The sequence below is a fragment of the Allobosea sp. AAP35 genome (assembly GCF_001295925.1).
Lineage (GTDB): Bacteria > Pseudomonadota > Alphaproteobacteria > Rhizobiales > Beijerinckiaceae > Allobosea.
This window is the reverse complement of record NZ_LJHQ01000010.1, coordinates 83876-107170: the sequence shown is the minus strand read 5'-3', so window position 1 is coordinate 107170 and position 23295 is coordinate 83876. Positions and strand designations below refer to the sequence as shown.

18 protein-coding genes are annotated in these 23295 nt (G+C 67.5%); 11 read left to right on the top strand and 7 right to left on the bottom strand.

Annotation, left to right across the window (positions count from 1 at the left end):
- Positions 1–284 precede the first annotated feature (284 nt).
- The gene (glmU, locus tag IP69_RS05155; RefSeq protein ID WP_054141783.1) at positions 285–1649 is read left to right on the top strand and encodes a bifunctional UDP-N-acetylglucosamine diphosphorylase/glucosamine-1-phosphate N-acetyltransferase GlmU; all 1365 of its coding nucleotides are present in this window, start codon (positions 285–287) and stop codon (positions 1647–1649) included.
- A gap of 114 nt (positions 1650–1763) precedes the next feature.
- Complete coding sequence (gene glmS / locus IP69_RS05150; protein ID WP_054141739.1) at positions 1764–3590, top strand: glutamine--fructose-6-phosphate transaminase (isomerizing); 1827 nt, start codon at positions 1764–1766, stop codon at positions 3588–3590.
- A gap of 115 nt (positions 3591–3705) precedes the next feature.
- Here glmS and IP69_RS05145 read toward each other — a convergent pair whose 3' ends face one another.
- Positions 3706–4137: a YbaN family protein gene (locus IP69_RS05145; protein WP_248306715.1), complete on the bottom strand. Its 432-nt coding sequence runs from the start codon at positions 4135–4137 to the stop codon at positions 3706–3708.
- A 173-nt stretch (positions 4138–4310) separates the two neighbouring features.
- Here IP69_RS05145 and IP69_RS05140 point away from each other — a divergent pair, with 173 nt between their 5' ends.
- The gene (locus IP69_RS05140; protein WP_248306722.1) at positions 4311–4985 is read left to right on the top strand and encodes a DUF502 domain-containing protein; all 675 of its coding nucleotides are present in this window, start codon (positions 4311–4313) and stop codon (positions 4983–4985) included.
- Here IP69_RS05140 and recG read toward each other — a convergent pair.
- Positions 4963–7065, bottom strand: a complete 2103-nt coding sequence (gene recG / locus IP69_RS05135) for an ATP-dependent DNA helicase RecG (protein ID WP_054141737.1) — start codon at positions 7063–7065, stop codon at positions 4963–4965. The two genes, IP69_RS05140 and recG, sit on opposite strands and share 23 nt — an antisense overlap.
- Before the next feature lie 176 nt (positions 7066–7241).
- Here recG and IP69_RS05130 point away from each other — a divergent pair, with 176 nt between their 5' ends.
- Both IP69_RS05130 and mfd read left to right on the top strand, forming a co-directional pair.
- On the top strand, positions 7242–7538 hold the full coding sequence (locus tag IP69_RS05130) for a succinate dehydrogenase assembly factor 2 (RefSeq protein WP_054141736.1): 297 nt from the start codon (positions 7242–7244) through the stop codon (positions 7536–7538).
- Between the two features lie 117 nt (positions 7539–7655).
- On the top strand, positions 7656–11204 hold the full coding sequence (gene mfd / locus IP69_RS05125; protein ID WP_054141735.1) for a transcription-repair coupling factor: 3549 nt from the start codon (positions 7656–7658) through the stop codon (positions 11202–11204).
- Between the two features lie 106 nt (positions 11205–11310).
- Here mfd and IP69_RS05120 read toward each other — a convergent pair whose 3' ends face one another.
- Both IP69_RS05120 and IP69_RS05115 read right to left on the bottom strand, forming a co-directional pair.
- On the bottom strand, positions 11311–12327 hold the full coding sequence (locus IP69_RS05120) for an AMP-binding protein (RefSeq protein ID WP_054141734.1): 1017 nt from the start codon (positions 12325–12327) through the stop codon (positions 11311–11313).
- Positions 12328–12339: 12 nt separating this feature from the next.
- On the bottom strand, positions 12340–14148 hold the full coding sequence (locus IP69_RS05115) for an extracellular solute-binding protein (RefSeq protein ID WP_156323295.1): 1809 nt from the start codon (positions 14146–14148) through the stop codon (positions 12340–12342).
- Positions 14149–14447: 299 nt separating this feature from the next.
- On the opposite strand from IP69_RS05115, the gene IP69_RS05110 reads away from it, so the two are divergent.
- On the top strand, positions 14448–15230 hold the full coding sequence (locus IP69_RS05110; protein WP_054141732.1) for an invasion associated locus B family protein: 783 nt from the start codon (positions 14448–14450) through the stop codon (positions 15228–15230).
- Positions 15231–15313: 83 nt separating this feature from the next.
- Here IP69_RS05110 and hspQ read toward each other — a convergent pair whose 3' ends face one another.
- Together hspQ and IP69_RS05100 are read right to left on the bottom strand one after the other, a co-directional pair.
- On the bottom strand, positions 15314–15643 hold the full coding sequence (gene hspQ / locus IP69_RS05105; protein ID WP_054141731.1) for a heat shock protein HspQ: 330 nt from the start codon (positions 15641–15643) through the stop codon (positions 15314–15316).
- A gap of 151 nt (positions 15644–15794) precedes the next feature.
- Positions 15795–16844 carry a CoA ester lyase gene (locus IP69_RS05100; protein WP_054141730.1) on the bottom strand — a complete coding sequence of 350 codons (1050 nt, stop codon included), beginning with the start codon at positions 16842–16844 and terminating at the stop codon, positions 15795–15797.
- A gap of 270 nt (positions 16845–17114) precedes the next feature.
- On the opposite strand from IP69_RS05100, the gene IP69_RS05095 reads away from it, so the two are divergent.
- Both IP69_RS05095 and IP69_RS05090 read left to right on the top strand, forming a co-directional pair.
- The gene (locus IP69_RS05095; RefSeq protein WP_054141729.1) at positions 17115–18086 is read left to right on the top strand and encodes an AEC family transporter; all 972 of its coding nucleotides are present in this window, start codon (positions 17115–17117) and stop codon (positions 18084–18086) included.
- A gap of 26 nt (positions 18087–18112) precedes the next feature.
- Complete coding sequence (locus tag IP69_RS05090; RefSeq protein ID WP_248306714.1) at positions 18113–19234, top strand: CaiB/BaiF CoA-transferase family protein; 1122 nt, start codon at positions 18113–18115, stop codon at positions 19232–19234.
- 146 nt (positions 19235–19380) lie between these two features.
- On the opposite strand, the gene IP69_RS05085 is transcribed toward IP69_RS05090, so the two are convergent.
- The gene (locus IP69_RS05085; protein WP_054141728.1) at positions 19381–20556 is read right to left on the bottom strand and encodes a UbiH/UbiF family hydroxylase; all 1176 of its coding nucleotides are present in this window, start codon (positions 20554–20556) and stop codon (positions 19381–19383) included.
- A 153-nt stretch (positions 20557–20709) separates the two neighbouring features.
- Between IP69_RS05085 and IP69_RS05080 the strand changes: the two genes are divergently transcribed.
- The 3 genes from IP69_RS05080 to IP69_RS05070 all read left to right on the top strand — a co-directional run bounded on the left by IP69_RS05080 (position 20710) and on the right by IP69_RS05070 (position 23284).
- Entirely contained in the window at positions 20710–21684 is a 975-nt protein-coding gene (locus IP69_RS05080; protein ID WP_054141727.1) for a quinone oxidoreductase, read from the top strand.
- A 115-nt stretch (positions 21685–21799) separates the two neighbouring features.
- On the top strand, positions 21800–22858 hold the full coding sequence (locus IP69_RS05075) for a hypothetical protein (protein WP_156323294.1): 1059 nt from the start codon (positions 21800–21802) through the stop codon (positions 22856–22858).
- 90 nt (positions 22859–22948) lie between these two features.
- Positions 22949–23284: a hypothetical protein gene (locus tag IP69_RS05070; protein ID WP_054141725.1), complete on the top strand. Its 336-nt coding sequence runs from the start codon at positions 22949–22951 to the stop codon at positions 23282–23284.
- Positions 23285–23295: the final 11 nt, after the last annotated feature.

The following is a 23295-nucleotide window of genomic DNA, read 5'->3' as shown; positions in this document are numbered from 1 at the left end:
TCCTACAGAGGCGGGCGACGCCCTCGCCCCATCGCGCTTCTAGAGCATATCGCGGTGATCTGAAAAGCGGGAGCGCCGCGAAATCGTCAGCGCTCTGCCCTTCTCCTCACATCCGGACGGCATTTCGCGAGCGCGAGTGGCCTTCCGCTTTTTGGTAAAGCCGACAGGATCAGCTATCCACTGCGCCAGCGTCGCCGCCACACGCCGGATTGAACAGCCGAGATCCAAGGACGGATTGGCGCAGCTGACGAACCATTGCAAGGAAGCCGACAATCATGACCGAAATGCAGTCCCGCCGGTCCTGCCTCGCGATTTTGCTTGCCGCTGGCGAGGGCACGCGGATGAAATCGCGGCAGCCAAAAGTCCTGCACCAGGTCGGCGGTCGCTCGCTGCTCGCGCATGCGCTGGCATCACTGGCGGAAGCGGGAGCAGACACGGTCGTGGTCGTTGTAGGGCCCGACCGGCCCGAGGTCGCGCGCCAGGCGCAGACGCTCCTGCCGCACACGCAGATCGTAGTCCAATCGGAGCGCCGCGGCACCGCCCATGCCGCTCTGGCGGCCCGCGACACCCTTGGCGCCGGCTTCGACGATGTCATCGTCGCCTTCGCCGACACCCCGCTGGTGCGGCCGGAAACCTTTCTGGCCCTGCGCGCGGCACTGGCAGAGGGTGCAAGCGTCGTCGCGCTGGGTTTCGAGGCGCGTGATCCCACGGGCTATGGCCGGCTGGTGATGCGCGATGGGGTGCTGGATGCCATCGTCGAGCATAAGGACGCGACGTCCGATCAGCGCGCGATCACGCTCTGCAATGCCGGCCTGATGGCGCTCGACGGGCGCCACGCTCTGTCGATCCTCGAGGCCATCGGCAACGCCAATGCGCAGTCCGAATACTATCTGACGGATGCCGTGGCAGTCGCCCGTGCGCGCGGGCTGGTCAGTTCTTCATTGAAGGCGCCCGAGACCGAGGTGCAGGGCGTCAACGACCGCATCCAGCTCGCCGCCGCCGAAGCCGAGTTCCAGCGCCGCAAACGCCTGGCGGTCATGGCCGGGGGGGCGACGCTGACCGCGCCCGACACGGTCTTCTTCAGTCATGACACGCAGGTTGGCCGCGATGTGCTGATCGAGCCCCATGTCGTCTTCGGCCCGGGCGTGAGGATCGCCGATGGGGCCGTGATCCACGCGTTTTCGCATCTCGAAGGCGCCGAGGTCGGGCCCGCCGCGACGGTCGGGCCCTTTGGTCGCCTGCGCCCGGGAGCCAGGCTCGCCGAGAACGCCAAGGTCGGCAATTTCGTGGAGATCAAGTCCGCGGAGATCGGCGCGGGCGCCAAGGTCAGCCACCTGACTTATATCGGTGATGCGACTGTCGGCGCGGATGCCAATATCGGAGCGGGAACGATCACCTGCAATTACGACGGGTTCTTCAAGTATCGCACCACGATCGGCGCGGGTGCCTTCGTCGGCTCGAACTCGTCGCTGGTCGCACCGATCACCATCGGCGAGGGCGCCTTCGTCGGCTCCGGTTCCGTGGTGACGGAGGATGTGGCGCCCGATGCGTTGGCTGTCGCGCGTGGTCGTCAGGTCGCGAAGGAAGGCTGGGCCAAGACCTTTCGCGAGGCCTCGCTGGCTCGCAAGGCCGCGGCGAAAAAGCCCTGAAACGCGGCGATCCGCGCAAGCCGCCGTTCATAGTTCGACATTTAGAGTGATTTTGCTTCGTTGGGCCATGACGCTATGCGGTTGCCCAACGGCAACGTCTGAAGAGGTTTTCGCATGTGCGGCATCGTCGGGATTCTGGGCAAGGAAGCGGTCGCGACCCAGGTCGTCGAGGCGCTGCGGCGGCTCGAATATCGCGGTTATGATTCGGCTGGCGTCGCCACGCTGGAGCATGGCCTGCTGACCCGTCGACGCGCCGAGGGAAAGCTCAAAAACCTCGAGGTCCGCCTCTCCAACGAACCGCTCGAAGGGCTGATCGGCATCGGCCACACGCGCTGGGCGACCCATGGCAAGCCCAACGAGACCAACGCACACCCGCATGCGACCGCCAAGCTCGCCGTCGTCCATAACGGCATCATCGAGAATTTCCGCGAGCTGCGCGCCGAGCTTCAGGCCGACGGCTACGTCTTCGCGACCGAGACCGACACCGAGATCGTCGCCCATCTCGTCACCCGCGAACTCGATCGCGGCCGCACGCCGGTCGAGGCCGTGGCCGCGAGCCTGCCGCGCCTTCGCGGCGCCTTCGCGCTCGCCTTCCTCTTCGAAGGCGAAGAAGACCTGCTGATCGGAGCGCGCAAGGGTTCGCCGCTGGCGGTCGGCATCGGTGATGGCGAGATGTATCTCGGCTCCGATGCGCTGGCGCTGGCGCCCTTCACGAACCTCATCGCCTATCTGGAGGAGGGCGACTGGGTCGTCCTCCATCGCAAGGGCGCGACCTTCTACGACAAGGCCAACACCGTGGTGCAGCGCCGCGCCCAGCGCGTGGCGGCCGGGGCGTTTCTGGTCGAGAAGGGCAATCACCGCCATTTCATGGCGAAGGAGATCTATGAGCAACCCGAGGTCGTCGGCCACACGCTGACGCAGTATCTCGACATGGCCGCCGGCAGTGTCCGTCTTCCGTTCGAGGGGACGATCGACTGGAAGGCGCTGACGCGGCTGTCGATCTCGGCCTGCGGCACGGCCTTTTATGCCGGGCTGGTCGCGAAATACTGGTTCGAGAAGCTCGCCCGCCTGCCGGTCGAGATCGATGTCGCCTCGGAGTTCCGCTACCGCGAGGCGCCGCTGCCCGAAAACGGGCTGGCGCTGTTCATCACGCAATCGGGTGAGACCGCCGATACCCTGGCCTGCCTGCGCTACGCCCGGCAGGAAGCGCAGACGATCCTGTCGGTCGTCAACGTCCCGACCTCGACGATCGCACGCGAGAGCGACGCTGTCGCGCCGACGCTGGCCGGTCCCGAGATCGGTGTGGCCTCGACCAAAGCCTTCACCTGCCAGTTGACCGCGCTGGCCTGCCTCGCACTGGCCGCCGCCCGCGCACGCGGTACGCTCTCTGCAGAAGACGAGGCGCGCCATGTCCAGAGCCTGATCGCGCTGCCGGGGCTGATCGCCAGGGCGCTGGAACTTGAGCCCGAGATCGAGAAGCTCGCGCGCGAACTCTCCAAGGCACGTGACGTGCTCTATCTCGGCCGCGGCACAAGCTTCCCGCTCGCTCTCGAAGGCGCGTTGAAGCTCAAGGAAATCAGCTACATCCACGCCGAAGGCTATCCGGCGGGCGAGCTCAAGCATGGCCCGATCGCGCTGATCGACGAGGCGATGCCCGTCATCGTCGTGGCGCCCCATGACGCGCTCTTCGAGAAGACCGCCTCGAACATGCAGGAGGTCGCGGCGCGCGGCGGGCGGATCATCCTGATCACCGACGCTAAGGGCGCGGCCGAATGCGGCATCGAGCCCGAGACGACGATCATCATGCCGGACATGGATCCGACCTTTGCTGCGATCGTCTATGCCCTGCCAATCCAGATGATCGCCTATCAGACGGCGGTTTTCATGGGCAAGGACGTCGACCAGCCGCGCAACCTGGCGAAATCCGTCACGGTGGAGTGAGGCCGCCGGTCGTTTGCCTCGTCGTCATTGCGAGGAGCGCAGCGACGAAGCCATGCAGGGGGCGTCGAGCGCGCGGCTCTGGATGGCGTCGCTTTGCTCGCCATGACGAGCAGGGTCACGCTTCCGGTCGGCTGGCGACATAGGTGCCCGCCGCCAGAAGGCAGGCGCCCGTCACCCAAAGCGCGATCGGCGGCGCGTCGGTCAGGGTGAGGATCGCGAAGCTCAGTGCCATCGACCCGCAGGCGATGAATTTGACCCTGCGGTCGATCGTGCCCGATTGCCGCCAGCGAAGGATCTGTGGCCCGAGGCGGGGGTGGCCGAGCAGCCAGGCTTCGAAACGGGGCGACGATTGCGCGAAACACCAGGCCGCCAGGATCAGGAACACGGTTCCCGGCATCAGCGGAAGGACCAGGCCAACGATCCCGAGCGCTGTCAGGACCCATCCGGCGGCGAACAGGAGAGGGCGGCGAAGATGTCGAACGCCGCGCATCATACCTGTGGTGTCCTCATCGCTTTGTTTACGCCGACGCCGCTGCCCGATGAACATATCCTACCACTGAACGCCGCGAGGTGACGGCGGTTGCTCGATCCTTGAAATTGGGCGGAGCGACTGGCACGTCTGTCGCATCGCGCAAGCAGTCTTTGTGCGCTTGCTCACCAGATCGGACCTCGTCAATGACGCAAATCCCGCCCGATCCCCGCCTCGTCATCCAGCCCGACATGCTGAGCCCCAGCTTCGGTACGCGGCTGCGGCGCTATTTCCTGACGGGCCTTGTCATTGCCGCGCCTCTGGCGATCACGGCCTCGGTGACGTGGTGGTTCGTCAATTTCGTTGATGGGCTGGTCAAGCCGCTGATCCCGACCGCCTATTGGCCCGATGCCTATCTGCCTTATCCGGTTCCGGGCTTCGGCCTCGTCATCGGCCTGATCGGCCTGACGCTGCTCGGCTTCCTGACGGCCAACTTCGTCGGTCGCACCATGATCGAGGCCGGCGAGGCGATCCTGAACCGCATGCCGGTGGTGCGCGGGCTCTACAAGGGCGTCAAACAGGTTTTCGAGACGATCTTCTCGCAATCGGGCACGTCTTTCCGCAAGGTCGGGATGGTGCAGTTTCCCCAGCCCGGCATGTGGTCGATCGTCTTCATCTCGCAGGAGGCCGCGCCCGAAATCGCCGAGAGGCTGCCCGATGGCGACGATCAGATCGGCGTGTTCCTGCCCTGCGCGCCGAACCCGACGACGGGCTTCTTCTTCTACCTGCCGCGTCGTGAGGTGGTGGAGGTCGCGCTGTCGGTGGAGGAGGGCGCGAAGCTCGTGATGTCGGCCGGATTGATCCAGCCGGGTGCAGGGACACAAAAACTCGCGCCGGGCGCGATCACCCCGCCCGCAGCAGCCTGATCGCGACGTCGCGCTCGAACAAATAGAGCAGCGTGCGCACCGCCTGCCCGCGCTCGCTGTCGAGATGGGGGTCGCGCTCGATCAGGAGGCGGGCATCGTCGCGCGCCGCCGCCAGCAAGTCGCCATCGGTTTCGGGCCGGGCGATGCGCCAGTCGGGCACACCCGACTGCTTGGTGCCGAGGACCTCGCCTTCGCCGCGCAGGCGCAGATCCTCCTCGGCGATGCGGAAGCCGTCCTCGGTCTCGCGCATGATCGTGAGACGCGCCTCGGCGACGGGACCGAGCGGGCCCTTGTAGAGCAAGAGGCAGGTCGAGGCGGCCGAGCCGCGCCCGATGCGACCGCGCAACTGGTGGAGCTGGGCAAGGCCGAAGCGCTCGGCATGCTCGATCACCATGACGCTGGCATTGGGCACGTCGACGCCGACCTCGATCACAGTCGTCGAGACCAGGATACGCGTCTCGCCGGCGACGAAGGCCGCCATCGCCGCATCCTTGTCGCGGCCGGGCATTTGGCCGTGAAGAAGGCCGACCTTGGCGCCGAAGACCTCACCGAGTGCCTCATAGCGCTCCTGCGCGGCGGCGACGTCGAGCGTGTCGGATTCCTGCACCAGCGGGCAGACCCAATAGACCTGCGCGCCCTTGTCCACGGCCCGGCCGACCGCGCCGACGACCTCGTCGTGGCGCTCCGAGGAAATCGCCTTGGTGACGATCGGCTGGCGGCCGGCGGGCTTCTCGGCCAGGATCGAGATGTCCATGTCGCCAAACCAGGTCAGCGACAGCGTGCGCGGGATCGGGGTTGCGGTCATCACGAGAATGTCGACCGCTTCGCCCTTGGCGCCGAGCAGCAGGCGCTGATGCACGCCGAAGCGGTGCTGCTCGTCGACAATGGCGAGCGCGAGGTCGCGGAAGGCGACACCCTCCTGGAACAGCGCGTGGGTGCCGACCGCAATCGCGATCTCGCCGCTGGCCAGCCCTTCCAGCACGCGGGCCCGGCCCGGACCCTTCTCGCGCCCGGTCAGCAAGGCGAGCTTGAGCCCGGCCTTCTGGGCGAGTGGGGCGAGGCGTTCGGCATGCTGGCGCGCCAGGATCTCGGTCGGCGCCATCAGCACCGATTGCCGCCCGGCCTCGGCGGCGGCCGCCATCGCCATCAGCGCCACGACCGTCTTGCCCGAGCCGACATCGCCCTGGAGGAGCCGCAGCATGCGCTCGGGTTTTTCCATGTCGTCATGGATGTCGACGAGCGCCTGGCGTTGGCCGTCGGTGAGGGTGAAGGGCAGGGCGCTTTCGATGGCGTGGCGCAGGCGCCCGTCGCCAGCGGTAGCGCGGCCGGCGCTCTTCTTCTGCTGTCGGCGCACCAGAGCGAGCGCGATCTGGCTCGCCAGCAGTTCGTCATAGGCGACGCGGCGCCTGACCACCGTATCGCCTTCGATGGCTTTCAGATCGGCAGGGTGGTGCAAGGCCTGCATCGCCTGTGCGAAGGGTGGAAATCCACCTTTGGCGAGAAAGGCCGGATCCTGCCACTCGGCGAGATCGGGGCACTTCTCGGCCGCGGCCGCGACGATCCGCGCCATGACGCGGGGACCGACGCCCTCGGTCAGCCCATAGACGGGCTCGATCGACGGCAAGGTCGCGGCGTGCTTGGGGTCGAGCAGCCGGTCTGGATGCACCATCTGGCGCATCCCATCCCAGAGCTCGAGCTTGCCGGAGATGATGCGATAGGCGCCGATCGGCATGGTCTGCAGCAGATGGCGGACATCGGCGTGGAAGAAGATAAGCGTCACGTCGCCGGTCTCGTCCTCGATCAGGATGCGATAGGGCGCCTTGGCCTTGGTTTCGGGCGGCGGTCGATGTTCGGTCACCCTTGCGGCGAAGGTCGCGATGCCGCCGATCGGCGCATCGACGATCGAGGCGCTGGGCCGGCGGTCGATCGCGCCTGTCGGCAGGCGAAACAGGAGATCGACGACGCGCGCGCCGCGTGTCTCGTCGCCCAGCAGCTTGTCCAGCGCCTTGGCCGTCTTGGGGCCGACGCCCGGCAGCGTCGTCACGGGGGCGAAGAGCGGATCGAGCAGGGACGGGCGCAAGCGGCAACTCGGCTTTGTCAGGAGTGCGAAGATTTGCCGCCCTCGGGCCGCTGACTTCGCGGAATGTGAAGGCTATATAGCCTGCATCGGCAGGCTCCGCGACGGGGCCGGCCCGATCGCCATTGCACCATCCCGTGGTTTTCCGACACCCGACCCGTTTTCCTGACGAGGCTCCCATGAGTGGCTCGACCCGCACCAGCGCCGACCTCGACCCCCGCCGCCGCAAGATCCTGTTTCGTGCCTGGCATCGCGGCATGCGCGAGAACGATTTGATCATGGGCGGCTTCGCCGACGCCCATATCGGCACGCTCAGCGACTCCGAGCTCGACGCCTTCGAGGGGCTGATCGAGGTGCTCGACCGCGACCTCCTGAGCTGGATCACCGGGGAGGCTGACGTGCCGGAGAACTACGACACCGAGGTGTTCAGGCGGCTGAAGGCCTTTCATCACCACGAGCGGCCGATCCACGTTTGATGCGACCTGGCGCCGGCCAGCGCGCCCGTCATGGTCGGGCTTGACCCGACCATCTCAGAAACCAGTGACCTCTCGTCCTGAGATTCTCGGGGCAAGCCCGAGAATGACGCCCATCCCATGAGCATTCCGCCTCCCGCCCAGATCGCCAAGCTGCAGAGCGACCGTATTCTCGATGCGCTCAAGCGTGGCGATAAACCGACGCTCGCCAGCGTGCCGGACGGCTTCGACGCCGTCGTCCTCGCCGATCTGACGCGGGCGCGGGCCAAGAAGGCGGAAGGGCCGGCGATGCTGGTCTTTGTCGCCCGCGACGGCCAGCGCCTGCAGGTGCTGGAGAACGCATTGCAATTCGTCGCGCCCGATCTCGAGGTGATGTCGTTCCCGGCCTGGGACTGTCAGCCTTATGACCGCGTCTCGCCGGCGCCCTCCATCGTCGCGCACCGCATGACGACGCTGTCGCGGCTGGCCAAGACCAAATCCGGAGACAAGCCGCGCCTGCTGCTGACCACCGTCAACGCCGCGCTGCAGCGCGTGCCGGCCTTCTCCAAGGTGGCGTCGGAAAGCTTCTCGGCCGCGCCAGGCAATATGGTCGACACCGAGCAGCTCGCGCGCTGGCTCGATATGAACGGTTATCTGCGGACCTCGACCGTGCGCGAGACTGGCGAATTCGCGATGCGCGGCGGGCTCATTGATCTCTTTCCGCCGGGGATGCCGGCGCCGATCCGGCTCGATTTCTTCGGCGACACGCTCGAATCGATCCGCACCTTCGATCCGGAAACGCAGCGCACCACGGGGCAGATGCGCGGGCTCGACCTCGTGCCGATGTCCGAAGCGCAGATGACGAGCGAGAGCATCAAGCGCTTCCGCCAGAGCTACATCACCACCTTCGGCACGCCCGGCCGCGACGACACGCTCTATGAGGCCGTCAGCGAGGGCCGCCGCCCGGCCGGGCTCGAACACTGGCTGCCGCTGCTGGCGGAGAAGCTCGACACGCTGTTCACCTATCTGCCCGACGTGCCGTTGATCCTCGACCACCAGGCCGAGGATGCGGTGGGCGAACGCATCAGCCTGATCAAGGACTATTACGACGCCCGCAAGGCGGCGATGGACCAGCCCAGCGCGGGCGGCGCGCCCTACAAGCCGCTGAAGCCCGATGCGCTCTATTTGTCGCCGGCCGACTGGCGCGGCGTCATCGACGAGGCGGGCGTGGCCTCGCTGACGCCGTTCCAGTTGCCCGACAGCGACGGCAAGCTAATCGTCGATCTGGGTGCGCGACAAGGCAGAAACTTCGCGGCCGAACGAGCCGACAATGCCGGCAGCGTGTTCGATGCGGCGGTGGCCCATGTGAAGGCGCTGCAGGCCGATGGCCGGCGGGTCATCCTCTCCGCCTGGTCGGAGGGCTCGCGCGAGCGGCTGAGCTCCGTGCTGGCCGATCACGGGCTCAAGACCGTGCAGATGACCGGCTCGCTGCGCGCCGCCTTCGATCTGAAGCCCGGCACGACGGCGCTCGCCGTCTGGGGCTTCGAGACCGGTTTCGAGGCCGGCAAGCTCGCGGTCGTCGGCGAGCAGGACATTCTCGGCGACCGGCTGGTGCGTCCGCGCAAGAAGACGCGCCGCCCTCAGGATTTCATCGCCGAGCTGTCCTCGCTCTCGCCGGGCGATCTCGTCGTCCATGTCGATCACGGCATCGGCCGCTTCATCGGTCTGCGCTCGATCACCGCCGTCGGCGCTCCGCATGACTGCCTCGAGATCCACTACGCTGCGGATTCGAAGCTGTTCCTCCCGGTCGAGAATATCGAACTGCTCTCGCGCTATGGCTCCGAGGACACCGAGGTCGCGCTGGACCGGCTCGGCGGCGGCGGCTGGCAGGCCCGCAAGGCCAAGCTGAAGCAGCGCATCCGCGAGATGGCGGGCAAGCTCATCGCCATCGCAGCGGCGCGTGCCCTGAAGGAGGCGCCGCGCCTGATTCCGCAGGAGGGGCTCTATGACGAGTTCTGCGCGCGTTTCCCCTTCGAGGAGACGGAGGACCAGCAGGCGACGATCGATTCGGTGCTCGACGACATGGCGGCCGGCCGGCCAATGGATCGGCTGGTCTGCGGCGATGTCGGCTTCGGCAAGACGGAGGTTGCGCTGCGCGCCGCCTTCGCCTGCGCGCTGAACGGCAAGCAGGTCGCGGTGGTCGTGCCGACGACGCTGCTGGCGCGGCAGCACTACCGCAACTTCGCCGAGCGGTTCAAAGGGCTGCCGGTGAATGTCGGCCAGGCCTCGCGCTTCGTCGGCGCGCAGGACCTCAAGGCGGTGAAGGCAGGCATCAAGGACGGCACGATGGATATCGTCGTCGGCACGCATGCGCTGCTGGCCAAGGGCGTCGAGTTCAAGGATCTCGGCCTCGTCATCGTCGATGAGGAGCAGCATTTCGGCGTCAACCACAAGGAACGGCTGAAGGAGTTCCGCGCCGAGGTGCATATGCTGACGCTGACCGCGACGCCGATCCCGCGCACGCTCCAGCTCGCCATGACCGGGGTGCGCGAGCTCTCGATCATCGCGACGCCCCCAGTCGATCGTCTCGCTGTCCGGACCTTCGTGACGCCTTTCGATCCACTGATCGTGCGCGAGGCGCTGCTGCGCGAGCGCTACCGCGGCGGCCGCTCCTTCTATGTCGTGCCGCGCATCGAGGACATCGCCGAGGTCAAGGATTTCCTCGACAAGCAGGTGCCCGAGGCCAAGGTCGGCATCGCGCATGGCCAGATGGCGGCGGGCCAGCTCGAGGACGTGATGACGGCCTTCTATGAGGGCCAGTACGACGTGCTGCTCTCGACCACGATTGTCGAATCGGGCCTCGACATCCCCAATGCCAACACGCTGATCGTCCACCGTGCCGATATGTTCGGCCTCGCCCAGCTCTACCAGCTGCGCGGCCGGGTCGGCCGATCGAAGGTGCGCGCCTATGCGCTGTTCACCGTCTCGGCCAAGCGCAAGATGACCGACCAGGCCGAGCGCCGGCTGAAAGTGCTGCAGTCGCTCGACACGCTGGGCGCGGGCTTCCAGCTCGCCAGCCACGATCTCGACATCCGCGGCGCCGGCAATCTGCTCGGCGACGAGCAGTCAGGCCACATCAAGGAAGTCGGCTACGAACTTTATCAGCAGATGCTGGAAGAGGCGGTCGCCGCGCTCAAATCCGGCGTCGATTTCGAGACGGAGGCGCAATGGTCGCCGACGATCCAGATCGGCGCGCCGGTGATGATCCCCGAGCACTATGTCACCGATCTGACGTTGCGGCTCACCCTCTACAAGCGCCTCTCGACGCTCGACGACGACGGCGACATCCAGTCCTTCGGCGCCGAGCTGATCGACCGTTTCGGGCCGCTGCCGGAGGAGGTCCAGCAGCTGCTGGAGATCGTCGCGATCAAGGCGCTCTGCAAGCGCGCCAATGTCGAGAAGGTCGAGGCTGGGCCCAAGGGCATCATCGTCGCCTTCCGCGACAATGAATTCGCCAATCCCGAGGGGCTCGTCTCCTATGTCGCCAAGATCGGCACGCTGGCCAAGGTGCGTCCGGACATGCGCGTCGTCTTCATCGATGATTACGAGACGGCCGAGGCGCGGCTCAAGGGTACACGTCGCCTGCTGACGGATCTGGCGCGGATCGCGGAGAGGAAGAAGGCGGGATAGTATCCACCGTCATTGCGAGCGCAGCGAAGCAATCTAGACTTGTTGAGCGCTACGTCCCCCTGGATTGCTTCGCTGCGCTCGCAATGACTGAGGGCGCGCCTGTCCCTCAGCGCCGGCTGACGGCGATCTCGGCGGCGCTCATCACATCGATGTCGACGATCGCGATGTCGGCCCGGTCCACCGCCGGCAGGGCGCGGCTCCCGGTCGGGCGATGCACGAAGACCAGGCTCGCCAGCGCTGGATGGGCCGCCAGTCGCGAATGCGCCAGCGCCGGCTCCATCGCGCCCGGCAGCACCAGATGGACGTTGCGGCCGCCTTCCAGGCAGGCCTGCAGATCGCCGAGGCTGAACAGACCCAGCGGCAGGAGTTCAACGCCGGTGAGCAGCGCCATGGCAGGGCCACTCGCCAGCGCCGCGAGATCGCCGCCGACGAGCGTGGTGACGATCCGGGATGAGGCCATCGGCTTCAGCAGCCGCGAGATATCCAGCGCCTTGCCGAGCAGGTCGCGCTCGGAGACCGCGAGCGGACCGGCGAGCGACACCGCGTCGACGACCTGCAGCGCTGCCCGCTCCGCGACCTCCGGCAGCGGATGCAGCGACGCGCTCGCCATCAGCGTGTCGAGCGGTGCGATCCCGTCGGGGACCTGAGCGCCGAAACCGCCGACGAAGCGCGTCCCGAAGGCCCGAACCGCGAGCTCGCGCAGCATCAGCAGCGGCCGCATCGCACCGACCCGGCCCACTCCAATTGCCATCACGGCGTCGGCGGCCTCGATCAGCCGCAGCAATTCGAGTTCGTTGCCATGCAGCGGCAGCAGCATTGGGGACAGCCCGGCGCGCAGGCAGGCCAGGACCGAAACGATCGCCTCGGGGCCGAGCGGAGCGAGGATCGCGACGCGCGCAGCGGGCTGTGCCCGGTTGATCGCGAGCAGCCTCGCGAGTTGGTCGACCTTGATCTCGAGCTGCCCGAAGCTCAGCGAATTCGGGACCGTATCGCTCCAGCCCTGCCGTCCCGGCGGGTCGCGCAGGGCCGGCTCATAGCCGCGGCCGACCGTCAGCGCCTTCAGCAGCGTATCGAAATTCAGGCCATCGAGCAGGGCGGCGGCTTCGTCCTGGTCGGCCCGCATCGATATCGTCTTTCAGTTCGCGGGCGCAGGCGCCGCCGGGAGGCGTGCCAGCACTTCGGTGGAGAAGAAATAGGAAGGCTTGCGGGCCGGCAGGACGATGTCGCGGCCATGGGCCAGCCAGGTGTCGGGGAGATAGTAGAGGGGCACGACATAGAAGCCCGAGAGCAGCAGCCGGTCGAGCGTGCGCGCCGCCGCGACGAAATCGTCGCGCTCGCGCGCGCCTAGCAACGCCGTCAGAGTTGCATCGACGGCGGGCGAGGCCACGCCTGCATAGTTCAACGCCCCCTGGCGCTTCGCATTGGCCGAGCCCCAGCGCCCGATCTGCTCGTTGCCCGGCGAGGCGGAGGCCGGCCAGGTCCACTGGATCATGTCGAAATCGAAGGCCGAGAGCCGGCGCCAATACTGCACATCGTCGATCAGCCGCACCGTGACGGTGATGCCCAGACGCCCAAGCGACTGCGCATAGTTCAGCGCCAGCCGCTCCTGCGGCCGGTTGGTGACCATGATCTCGAAGGAGAGCGCGTCGCCGCCCTTCATGCTGCGCAGGACGCCATCGACCATGCCGTAACCGGCCTTGTTGAGCAGATCGAGCGCGCGCCGCGCCTGCTCGCGGTCGCGGCCCGAGCCGTCGGTCGCCGAGGGCGACCAGGTGCCCGCCAGGATATCGGGCCGCACGGCGCCCGGGAAAGCCGCCAGCAAGGCCTGCTCGCGCGGATCGGCCGGCAGCCCTAGCGCAGACAGCTCGGAATCGGAGAAGAAGCTGCCGGCCCGGCGATAGACGCCGTGGAACAGGTTGCGGTTGACCCATTCGAAATCGAACAGGATGCCCAGCGCCTCGCGCACCCGCACATCGGCGAAGAACGGGCGGCGCGTGTTGAAGACGAGGCCGGTCATGCCCTTGGGCGTGTCGAAGTGCAGCGTCTGGCGAATGATCCGCCCGTCGCGCACGGCCGGCACGTCGTAGCCCGTCATCCAGCGGGTCGGGTCGCCCTCGAGCCGCACATCGTAGAGCCCCGCCTTGAAGGCCTCGAACAGGGCGTTGGCGTCGCGGTAGAAATCGTAGCGGATCTCGTCGGCATTGAAGAGCCCGCGCGTCAGCGGGTGGTCCTCGGCCCAGAAATCCTTGCGGCGCTTCAGCGTGATGGTCGCGCCCGGCACGATGTCGGACACGACATAGGGGCCCGAGCCCAATGCCGCCTTGAAGCTGGTCTCGCCGAAGGTCTCGGCATTGGTGGCGTGTTTGGCGAAGATCGGCATGGCTCCGATCACCAGCGGCAATTCGCGGTTTGAGCCGTCGCCGAGCTCGAACTCGACCCGGCGCGGGGAGGGCGCCTGAGCCTTGGTGACCCGTCCAAGGCTCGATCGATGGAACGGCTTGCCCTTGGTCTTCAGCATCTCGAAGGTGAACAGCACGTCCTGCGCCGTCACGGGCTGGCCGTCGGAAAAAGTCGCGCGATCGTCGATCTCGAAGGCGAGCTTCGTGCGCTCCTCGTTCAGTTCGACGCGGGAGGCCAGCAGCCCATAGGCCGTGAAGGGCTCATCCGCCGAGCGGAACAGCAGGCTCTGCTGGACATAGCGCGGCACGGCATCGGGCGCGACGCCCAGCACGACCAGCGGGTTGAGACTGTCGAAGGTGCCCTGCTGGCCGAAGACGATGCGCCCGCCCTTCGGCGCCGCCGGATCGGCATAGGGCAGGTGCGGAAAACCGCGCGGCAGCGCCGGCTCGCCATGCATCGCGATGGCGTGATCGACAACGGGCGCGCGCGGTGCCAGCGATTCGGCAAGCGAAGGCGCGCCCATGACGATGATGAGCGCCAGCATGGCGAAGATTCGTCTGATCGCGGGGCGAAAAACCGCTCCGGCCGTCCGCAGCATTTGCATCGTTCAACCTGATTCCTGGTCGTAGAATAACACGCCGGAGCAACCTCGCGCGGCTATTCGGGCTGGAATCCTGTGGCCGAACCCGTTAAAGGCGAGCCAAGGTGTCATCCTAAGGCCTCAATCGCCCCTGATGTGCACGGCTTGCGATGGCCGGCGCTGATATGCGATGGGGCTCTCGCTGGTGACGCGCGCGGCTTGCGAAGTCGTGATCCCGAATTCGCCTGATTGAGGAAAGCTACATGTCCGCATCGTTTCGCCCGTCCACGCGCGCCTTGAGCATCGCCCTGAGCGCCGCGATCGGCCTGGCTCCGCTGGCGGCCTTCGCCCAGGCGCAGCCCCGCACCGCACCGCGCGCCGCGCAGCCGGCGCAGCCGGCCCAGCCCCCCGCAGGCCAGGCCGGCACCGGCCCCACCGTGGTTCAGGTCAAGCCCGAGCCGTCTCAGACCTCGTGGACCAAGGTCTGCGGCAAGGACGAGGCCGCCAAGAAGGAAATTTGCTACACGACGCGCGATTTCGTCTCGGATCAGGGCCAACCGGTGCTGGCGGTGGCGATCTATGACGTCAAGGGCGACGTCAACAAGATCGTGCGCTTCCTCATGCCGCTGGGCCTCCTGCTGCAGCCGGGCATCCGCTTCGGCGTCGATACCGCGCAGCCGACGCCGGGTCGTTTCGCGATCTGCTTCCCCAATGGCTGCTTCGCCGAGGCGCAGGTCAAGGACGATTTCATCGCCGCGCTGAAGAAGGGCAATACCCTCAGCGTCAGCGTCCAGAATCAGGGCGCGCGCGAGGTCTCCTTCTCGATCCCGCTGACCGATTTTGCCAAGGGCTTCGACGGCGCAGCGATCGATCCCAAGGTGCTGGAAGATCAGCAGAAGCAGTTGCAGGACGAACTGGCCAAGCGCCAGGAAGAACTGCGCCAGCGCCTGGGCGCCGGCGGTGCCAATGCGGCGCCGGGCGCGCCTGCGGTTCCCGGCGCCGCGCCGGCTCCGGGTGTCGCGCCGGCCGTGCCGCCCAAGCCCTGATCGCAGTCTCGACACGTCGTGTCATAAAGTTCAGGCCGCCCGGCAAGGGGCGGCCTTTTCGTTTACGGCCCGGCGTTTCGCCTTCAGTTCAGGCCGGTGCGGTCAATCTGGTAGCGGCCCTTGCGGTCGCGGCGGAAGAACTCCTTCGCCTGGGGATGGCGTACCGGCCGGCCGGTGTCGTCGATCACGAGGTTCTGCTCCGAGACATAGGCGACATACTCCGTCTCCTCGTTCTCGGCGAAGAGATGGTAGAAGGGCTGGTCCTTCGACGGGCGCAGATGCTCGGGGATCGCCAGCCACCATTCCTCGGTGTTCGAGAACACCGGATCGACGTCGAAGATCACCCCCCGGAATGGGTAGACCCGGTGCTTGACCACCTGTCCGATCCTGAACTTGGCGGAACGTGCTTCCATGGAGAGACGGGTCCGTGACGTGAAGACAAAACGCGGGATGCGGGGCGAGGCCCCGCGGTTGCGGGAGGCGGACGTGGGGCGCAAGCCCCGCGCTTGCGGGAGGATTGCGTCGCAAATACGTCAAAATCAACCACCTGGATGCGTCGCCTGATCACATCCCGTAGCGTTGCGCCAAATCCGGGTCGCGTCCGGCGACCTGGCGCGCCAGATCGACGATGACCCTGGCCTGTTTCCAGGTCGCGTCGTCCTGCATCTTGCCGTCGATCATCACCGCGCCCGAGCCGTCGGGCATCGCCGCGATGATGCGCTGCGCAAAGGCGACCTCGGCGGGGTCGGGGCTGAAGACGCGCTTGGCGATGGCGATCTGCGAGGGGTGCAGCGTCCAGGCTCCGGCGCAGCCGAGCAGGAAGGCGTTGCGGAACTGCGCCTCGCAGGCGTCTGTGTCCGAGAAATCCCCGAACGGCCCGTAGAACGGCTTGATGCCGGCTGCGGCGCAGGCATCGACCATCTTGGCCAGGGTGTAGTGCCAGAGATCTTGCTGGGCGACGGCGCGTGTGCCGCCATCGGGGGAGGGGTCGGCGATCACCTTGTAGTCGGGGTGGCCGCCGCCGACCCGCGTGGTCTTCATCGCGCGCGAGGCGGCGAGATCGGCCGGCCCCAGGCTCATGCCTTGCATGCGGGGCGAGGCGGTGGCGATCGTCTCGACATTCTTCACGCCCTCGGCTGTCTCCAGGATGGCGTGGATCATGATCGGCTTGGGCAATTGATGCCGCGCCTCGAACTGCGCCAGCAACTGGTCGACATAATGGATGTCCCAGGGGCCCTCGACCTTGGGCACCATCACCACGTCTAGCTTGCCGCCGATCTCGGCCATGATCGCGGTGATGTCGTCGAGGAACCAGGGCGAGTTCAGCGCATTGACCCGCGTCCACAGCCCGGTCTCGCCGAAATCGACGGCCTTGCCCATGGCGATGAAGCCGTCGCGCGCCGCCTGCTTGGCCTCGACGGGAATCGCATCCTCGAGATTGCCGAGCACGATGTCGACGGTGGGCGCCAGCTCGCCGACCTTGGCGCGGACCTTCTCCAGATGCGGCGGCACGAAATGGATCATGCGCTCGAGCTTCAGCGGCAGCTCGCGAAAAGGCTCCGGCGCGCCGATCGCGAGCGGGCGGAAGAACTGACGCGGCGTCTTGGTGGTCATGCGGGCGTCCCCTGCTGCAGCGCAGCGAATGTGACGGAGCGGGGCGGCGGCGTCCATCGTCCATTGGGCGGCAGGGAACACCGGGATGAGGACAGAAAGCCTAGGATAAAATTCTAGCCATAAATTCCTAGGTATCGGTTCCGCGCACTTGCTTTCTGCCGGCCGCCCCCGCGCGCTTGCGCCTTGCGCGGCCTGTCTCACCGGCTAAACAGCCCGTAGTCCGCCTGATCCGGCTCAGGGTCGGCGCCCCCGCAGGGATTCTTCGCCCGCATGGCCGATCTTGCCAACATCGCCAATCTCGTCGCCCCCTTCTTCGGGCTGATCCTGCTGGGCTTCGTCATCGGGCGACGCAGCAAGCTGCCGGAATCGGGGCTGATCTGGCTGCAGTTCTTCCTGATCTATGTCGCGCTGCCGCCGCTGTTCTACCGGCTGATCGCCGACAAGCCGGTGACCGAGCTCGCCAACGGTCGCTTCATCCTGGCGACGACGCTCTCGACCTTCCTGGCCTTTGCCCTGTCGCTGGCGGTGGGCTGGAAGGCGACGCGGGGCGAGCTGCCGCAGGCGGTGATGCAGGGTGTCGCCGGGTCCTATTCCAATATCGGCTATATGGGGCCGCCTTTGCTGCTGGCGGCGTTGGGGCCGGCGGCGAGCGCGCCGCTGGTGCTGATCTTCGTCTTCGACAGCCTGCTGCTGTTCTCGATCATCCCCTTCCTGATGGCGCTGGCCGGCGTCGAGAAGAGGAGCCCGCTCGACACGGCGCGCCGCGTGATCTGGCAGGTGGCGACCCACCCCTTCAATGTCGCGACCCTGCTCGGCGTGCTCGCCGCCGCGACCCGTTTCGAACTGCCATCCGCGCTCGACAAGATGACGTTGTGGCTCTCGCAGGCGGCTGCGCCCTGCGCACTCTTCCTGCTCGGCGTCACGGTGGCGCTGCGGCCGATGAAGGCACTGCCAGTCGAAGTGCCCGTGCTGGTGGCGATCAAGCTCGTGCTGCATCCGCTGCTGGTCTGGGTGCTGCTGTCAGTGATCGGCAACTTTCCCGATATCTGGATCTTCACCGGCGTGATCATGGCGGCTCTGCCGCCGGCCCTGAATATCTTCGTGATCTCGACGCAGTACAAGGTCGGCGTTGAGCGCGCCTCGGCCTGCATCCTCGTGGGCACCATCGTCTCGATGGTGACGCTGACAGGCTTCCTGTGGCTGGTGAAGACGGGCAGGATGACGGCCGACCTCTTTCCCTGATGCCGGCACGCCGGCCATGAGCCGGAATGCCGATGCTGCCGCTGGACGACCTCACGGTCCTGGATTTCTCGACGCTGCTGCCGGGGCCGCTCGCCAGCCTGTTCCTGGCCGAGGCTGGCGCCCGCGTGATCCGTATCGAGCGGCCGGGCGGCGAGGAGATGCGGCGCTTCCCACCGCGCTTCGGCGAGACCTCGGCGCCTTATGCCGTGCTCAACCGCGGCAAGGCGAGCGTCGAGATCGACCTGAAGGCAGCCGACGCGCTGGCGCGCCTGACGCCGCTGATCCTTCAGGCCGATATCCTGATCGAGCAGTTCCGGCCCGGCGTGATGGCGCGGCTCGGCTTCGGGCATGAGGCACTGGCGGCGATCAATCCGCGCCTGATCTACTGCTCGATCAGCGGCTATGGCCAGTTCGGCCCGCGCTCCGGTGATGCGGGGCACGACATCAACTATCAGGCGCTTGGCGGGCTGCTGGGACAATCCCTCAAGCGCGGCGCGGCGGCCCCGCTGCCGCCGCCCTTGGTCGCCGACATTGCCGGCGGCACCATGCCGGCGGTGCTCAACATCCTGCTGGCGCTGCGGCAGCGCGAGCGGACGGGACAGGGCTGCCATCTCGACATCGCCATGAGCGACGCGATGCCGACCTTCGCCTGGTACGGGCTGGCGCAAGGACAGGTCACGGGGCGCTATCCCGAAGGCGGGGAGGGGCTGCTGACAGGGGCGAGCCCACGCTACGGCCTCTATGCGACACAGGATGGCTGGTTTCTGGCGGTCGGGGCGCTGGAGGCGAAGTTCTGGGACGTGTTCTGCGAGGCGATCGGGCTTGAGCACGCCTTGCGCGATGACAGCCTCGATCCGTCGGCGACGCGTGCCGCGGTCGCAGCGATCATCGTCGGCCAGTTGGCGACGCATTGGCGCGAGACGCTGGAGCCGCGCGATTGCTGCTGCACGGTGGTGCGGACACTGGAGGAGGCGGTGGCCGACCCGCATCTGACGGCGCGCGGCCTGTTCGACGCGCAGGCGCAGGAGCCGGGCGGGCGCCGGCTGGTCTCGACGCCGCTGCCGCTGGCGCCGGTGTTTCGGGAGCAGGGCGCGGGCCTGCGCGAGGTCGCGGCGAGCGGGGCGGATACGGAGGAATGGTGGGGGTAGGTGCGGTCAGGCTCCCCCGTCATTCCGGGCGAGCGAAGCGAAGATCCGGAATCTATCGAAGGGCGCAGCCTTTCTCCGGTTGCGCTCTAGGATGGATTCCGGATCGGCGCCGCTGCGCGGCTTGTCCGGAATGACGGAGAGGGCCTTCACGGCGCCATCCCGCCCGCCAGCCCCTGCCGCATCACCAGCCGCCGCAGCGGGCCGATGCGGGAGAGCGCCAGCAAACCGGCGCCGCGCAGCAGGTCGGCGGGCATCAGATCGGTCAGCAGCGTGCGGTTGAGGGCATCGACCGCCCCCGTGCGCAGACGCACATCGGCCTGCCGCGCCCGGTCATAGGCCGCAACGACCGTGGCAGCGCCGGGATCGACGGCCTCGCCCAGCGCGTCGCGCAGCGCGATCACGTCGCGCAGGCCGAGATTGAGCCCCTGCGCGCCGATCGGTGGGAAGACATGGGCCGCCTCGCCGGCCAGCACCATGCGGCCCGCCCCGAAATGCGCGACCGATAGGCCGCCCATCGGCACCCGCCCGCGCGGCCCGTCGAGCCGCATCGCGCCCAGCAGCGCATGGGCTTGCGTCTCGACGCGGCGCGCGAAGGCGACATCGTCCAGCGCGGCAACCGCGTCGGCCTCAGCCGGATCGAGCAACCAGACCAGCGAGGACCGGCGGCCGGGCAGGGGGACGAGGGTGAAGGGCCCCTTGCGGGTGTGGAACTCGGTCGAGACGTCGCGATGGTCGCGCCTGTGGGCGAAGATCGCCGTCAGCGCGCTTTGCGGATAGGTCCAGTCGCGCGCCGCGATCCCGGCCGCCGCCCGCACCCGCGACTGACGGCCATCGGCCCCGACCACGATGCGAGCCCGCAGCGGGGCGAAGCCCTCGCCGGTCAGAGTCACGCCGGTTGAGTCCTCGGACATGTCCGACACCAGCCCCGGCTCATGCCGGATCGCGTCGTTCTCGCCGACCTTGGCCGCCAGCGCCTCGACCAGTTCGGCATTCTCGACATTCCAGCCGAAGGCTTCGAGCCCGACCTCTGAGGCGCGAAATTCGACGGGCGGTTGGCGAAACAGGCTGCCGGTGTCATCGACGAGGCGCATCACGGCCAGGGGCGCGGCCCGCTCGGCCAGCGTCCCGGTCAACCCAAGCTCGCCCAGCAGCCGCCAGGAGCCGTCGAGCAGCGCCACGGTGCGCCCGTCGCGCCTGGCCTGCGCGGGGCCCATGACAGCGACGCTGCGGCCGCTGTTTGCCAGGAGCAGTGCGGCGGCAAGACCGACCGCGCCGGCCCCAACGATGGCGATATCAACCGTGGCAATGTCAGAGGTTGTCATGCCATCCTGGCTACTCCAACCGCCGTGCCTTGACCACGGGGCGGGGCGTCGCAGTCCTCGCAGGGACGTGATGTCCTGGCCGCGTGGCGGCGCCATTGCGCAGGCGCGCCAAGGCTTTATGGTCCCATCCATAAAATCCAGGGAGATGAAGTCATGGTCAAGGCGATCCGCATCCACAAGACCGGCGGACCGGAAGTCCTGCAGTTCGAGGACATCACGCTGCTGCCGCCGGGCCCCGGCGAATTGCTGGTGCGTAACCGCGCGATCGGGCTGAACTTCATCGACACCTATTTCCGCACGGGGCTCTATCCCGCGCCGCATCTGCCCTTCGTGCCCGGCAACGAGGCGGCCGGCGAGGTTCTTGCGGTCGGTCCCAATGTCACCGAGTTCAAGCCGGGCGACCGCGTCGCCTATGTCGCGACGCTTGGCTCCTATGCCGAGGAGCGGATCGTCGCAGTGACCTCCGCCGTGGCGCTGCCCGAGGCTGTGTCCTTCGAGGCTGCTGCCAGCATGATGCTGAAGGGCATGACGGCGGAGTATCTGCTGCACCGGACCTACAAGGTGAAGCCGGGCGACACCATCCTCGTCCATGCCGCGGCTGGCGGCACGGGGCTCATCCTGTGCCAATGGGGCAAGGCGCTGGGCGCCACCGTGATCGGCACCGTTGGTTCCAAGGAGAAGGGCGACCTCGCCAAGGCGCATGGCTGCGATCATGTGATCCTCTATCGCGACGAGGATTTCGTCGCCCGCGTCAAGGAGATCACCGGCGGCAAGCTGTGCGCCGTGGTCTATGACGGCGTCGGCAAGGACACCTTCCTTGCATCGCTGGACACGCTGGCGCCCTTCGGCGTGCTGGCGAGCTTCGGCAGCGCCTCGGGCGCGGTCGAGCCTTTCAATCTCGGCCTGTTGGCGCCCAAAGGGTCGCTCTATGTGACGCGGCCGACGCTGTTCACCCACATCGCCAAGCGCGAGACCATGGTCGAGATGGCGAAGAACCTGTTCGGCGCGGTCGCGTCGGGCAAGGTTGTGGTCCCGGTCAATGCGCGCTTTGCCTTGGCAGACGCCGCCAATGCCCATCGCGCCCTGGAAGGGCGCGGGACGACCGGCTCGACGGTGCTGATTCCCTGAGCCGGGATATCGCATCGTTCACCGCCGGCTGCGGCAATATCGCCCAAATCGGCTGCTAGACCTCGGCTCTGTCCGGCAGGTGTCGGGCGGAAGCGGTCTGGAGCGTCGCGTCGGCATGAAGAGGATTTCGCTGACGCTTGGGCTTGTGATGGGTCTGGCTGCGGCCGGCACTTTAGTGCTGCCGCCGGGCTGGCAGCACTGGCAATTGCTTGCAGCGGCAGATGATCCCGTCGCGCTGTCGGAGCTTCGTTTGCCGAAGGCGCTGTCGGCGCCACGCCTCGACGCCGAGATCGAGAGAGCCATCACGGCGCGCGATCCTGAATTGGCCGACAGCCTGATCGCGCTCGCGACCGAACGGGGTATCGCCGTCTCATCGGATCACCAGCGGCGCCTGCAAATCCTGAAGGACGGCGCGCTTGGGCAGGCCGTGGCCGATTTCGGCCATGGCTTCGTGGCGGGAGACCGCGAAAGCGGCGCGGCCTTCGCCGGCGCGCTGGTGGGAGACGTCACCGGCTATGGCGATCTGCGCGATCTCGCGCTTGAAGGCCGTAAATGGCTGGGCGGGGAGGGGGCGGATGCCACCGTCCTCGCCATCGCGGCAGCCGGCCTCGCGATCAGCGCCGCGACCTGGGTCAGCTTCGGCGGCGCGCTGCCGGCCCGCAACGGGCTGAGCGCCGTCAAGGCGGCGAGCAAGGCGAAGCTGCTCTCACCCGCGCTGACCGCCAATCTCGGGCGCGCCGCGGCCGGTGCCATCGACCGTCCCGCGCTGAACGCGAGCCTGGCCGCCGCGTCGCGCTTCGATATCGCAGCCGCGCGTGTCGCGGCCGGCGGCATCGTCAAGCCGGCTGCGATGGCGCGTTTCGCCACGCTCGGCCAGGATGCCGGCGCCGTCTATGCCCGCACCGGCCAGCGCGGTCTGCGTCAGGTGTTGAGCCTGGCCGACGATGCCGGCGACATCGGCAAGGCGGCAAAGCTCGGCGCGGCGAAAGGCACGACGACGCGCGGCATCCTCAAGGTGCTCGGGCGCGGCGCGCTTGTCCTGGGAGCGCTCAGCCTGAGCGCGGTGAGCTGGATGCTTGCGCTGATCGGCTACGCGATTGCGCTCGCGATGCTGGCGCAGCGCTTGGGCTGGTGGCTCGGCCGCAGGCTGTTTCCGCGCCGGGCGCCGGCCTGACGAAATCCAATACGCCGGAATGAACCGGATGCGGCGCTATGGCGACGAATGGCTGTCAGCACATGCTGATGCTCATTCGGACCTGCCGTCATGTCTCGCGCTCTTCGCATCACCGGCCTTTTCCTCGCCTCGCTCACCATCGTGACGGTTGCCCTGTCGCAGCAGAGCAGCGGCACGGGCCGAGGCGACCTTCCGCCGCTGAAGCCCATCGTGACGGCGGCGGATCAGGGCAAGGCCCGGCTGTCGCGGGTTGCCGAACCGCGTCGGGCCCTGACCGATTGCCCTGTCGCTGTCTGCGACACGCCGCCAGAGGGCGTGAGGACCGTGCAGGATCTGACACGGGTTTCGGGCGGCTGCAATGGCGACGGCACGGTCGCGCGCGACCGCAACGGCAAGATCATCCGCCGGATCTGTCTGGTCTTCTGAAGCGGGATCGG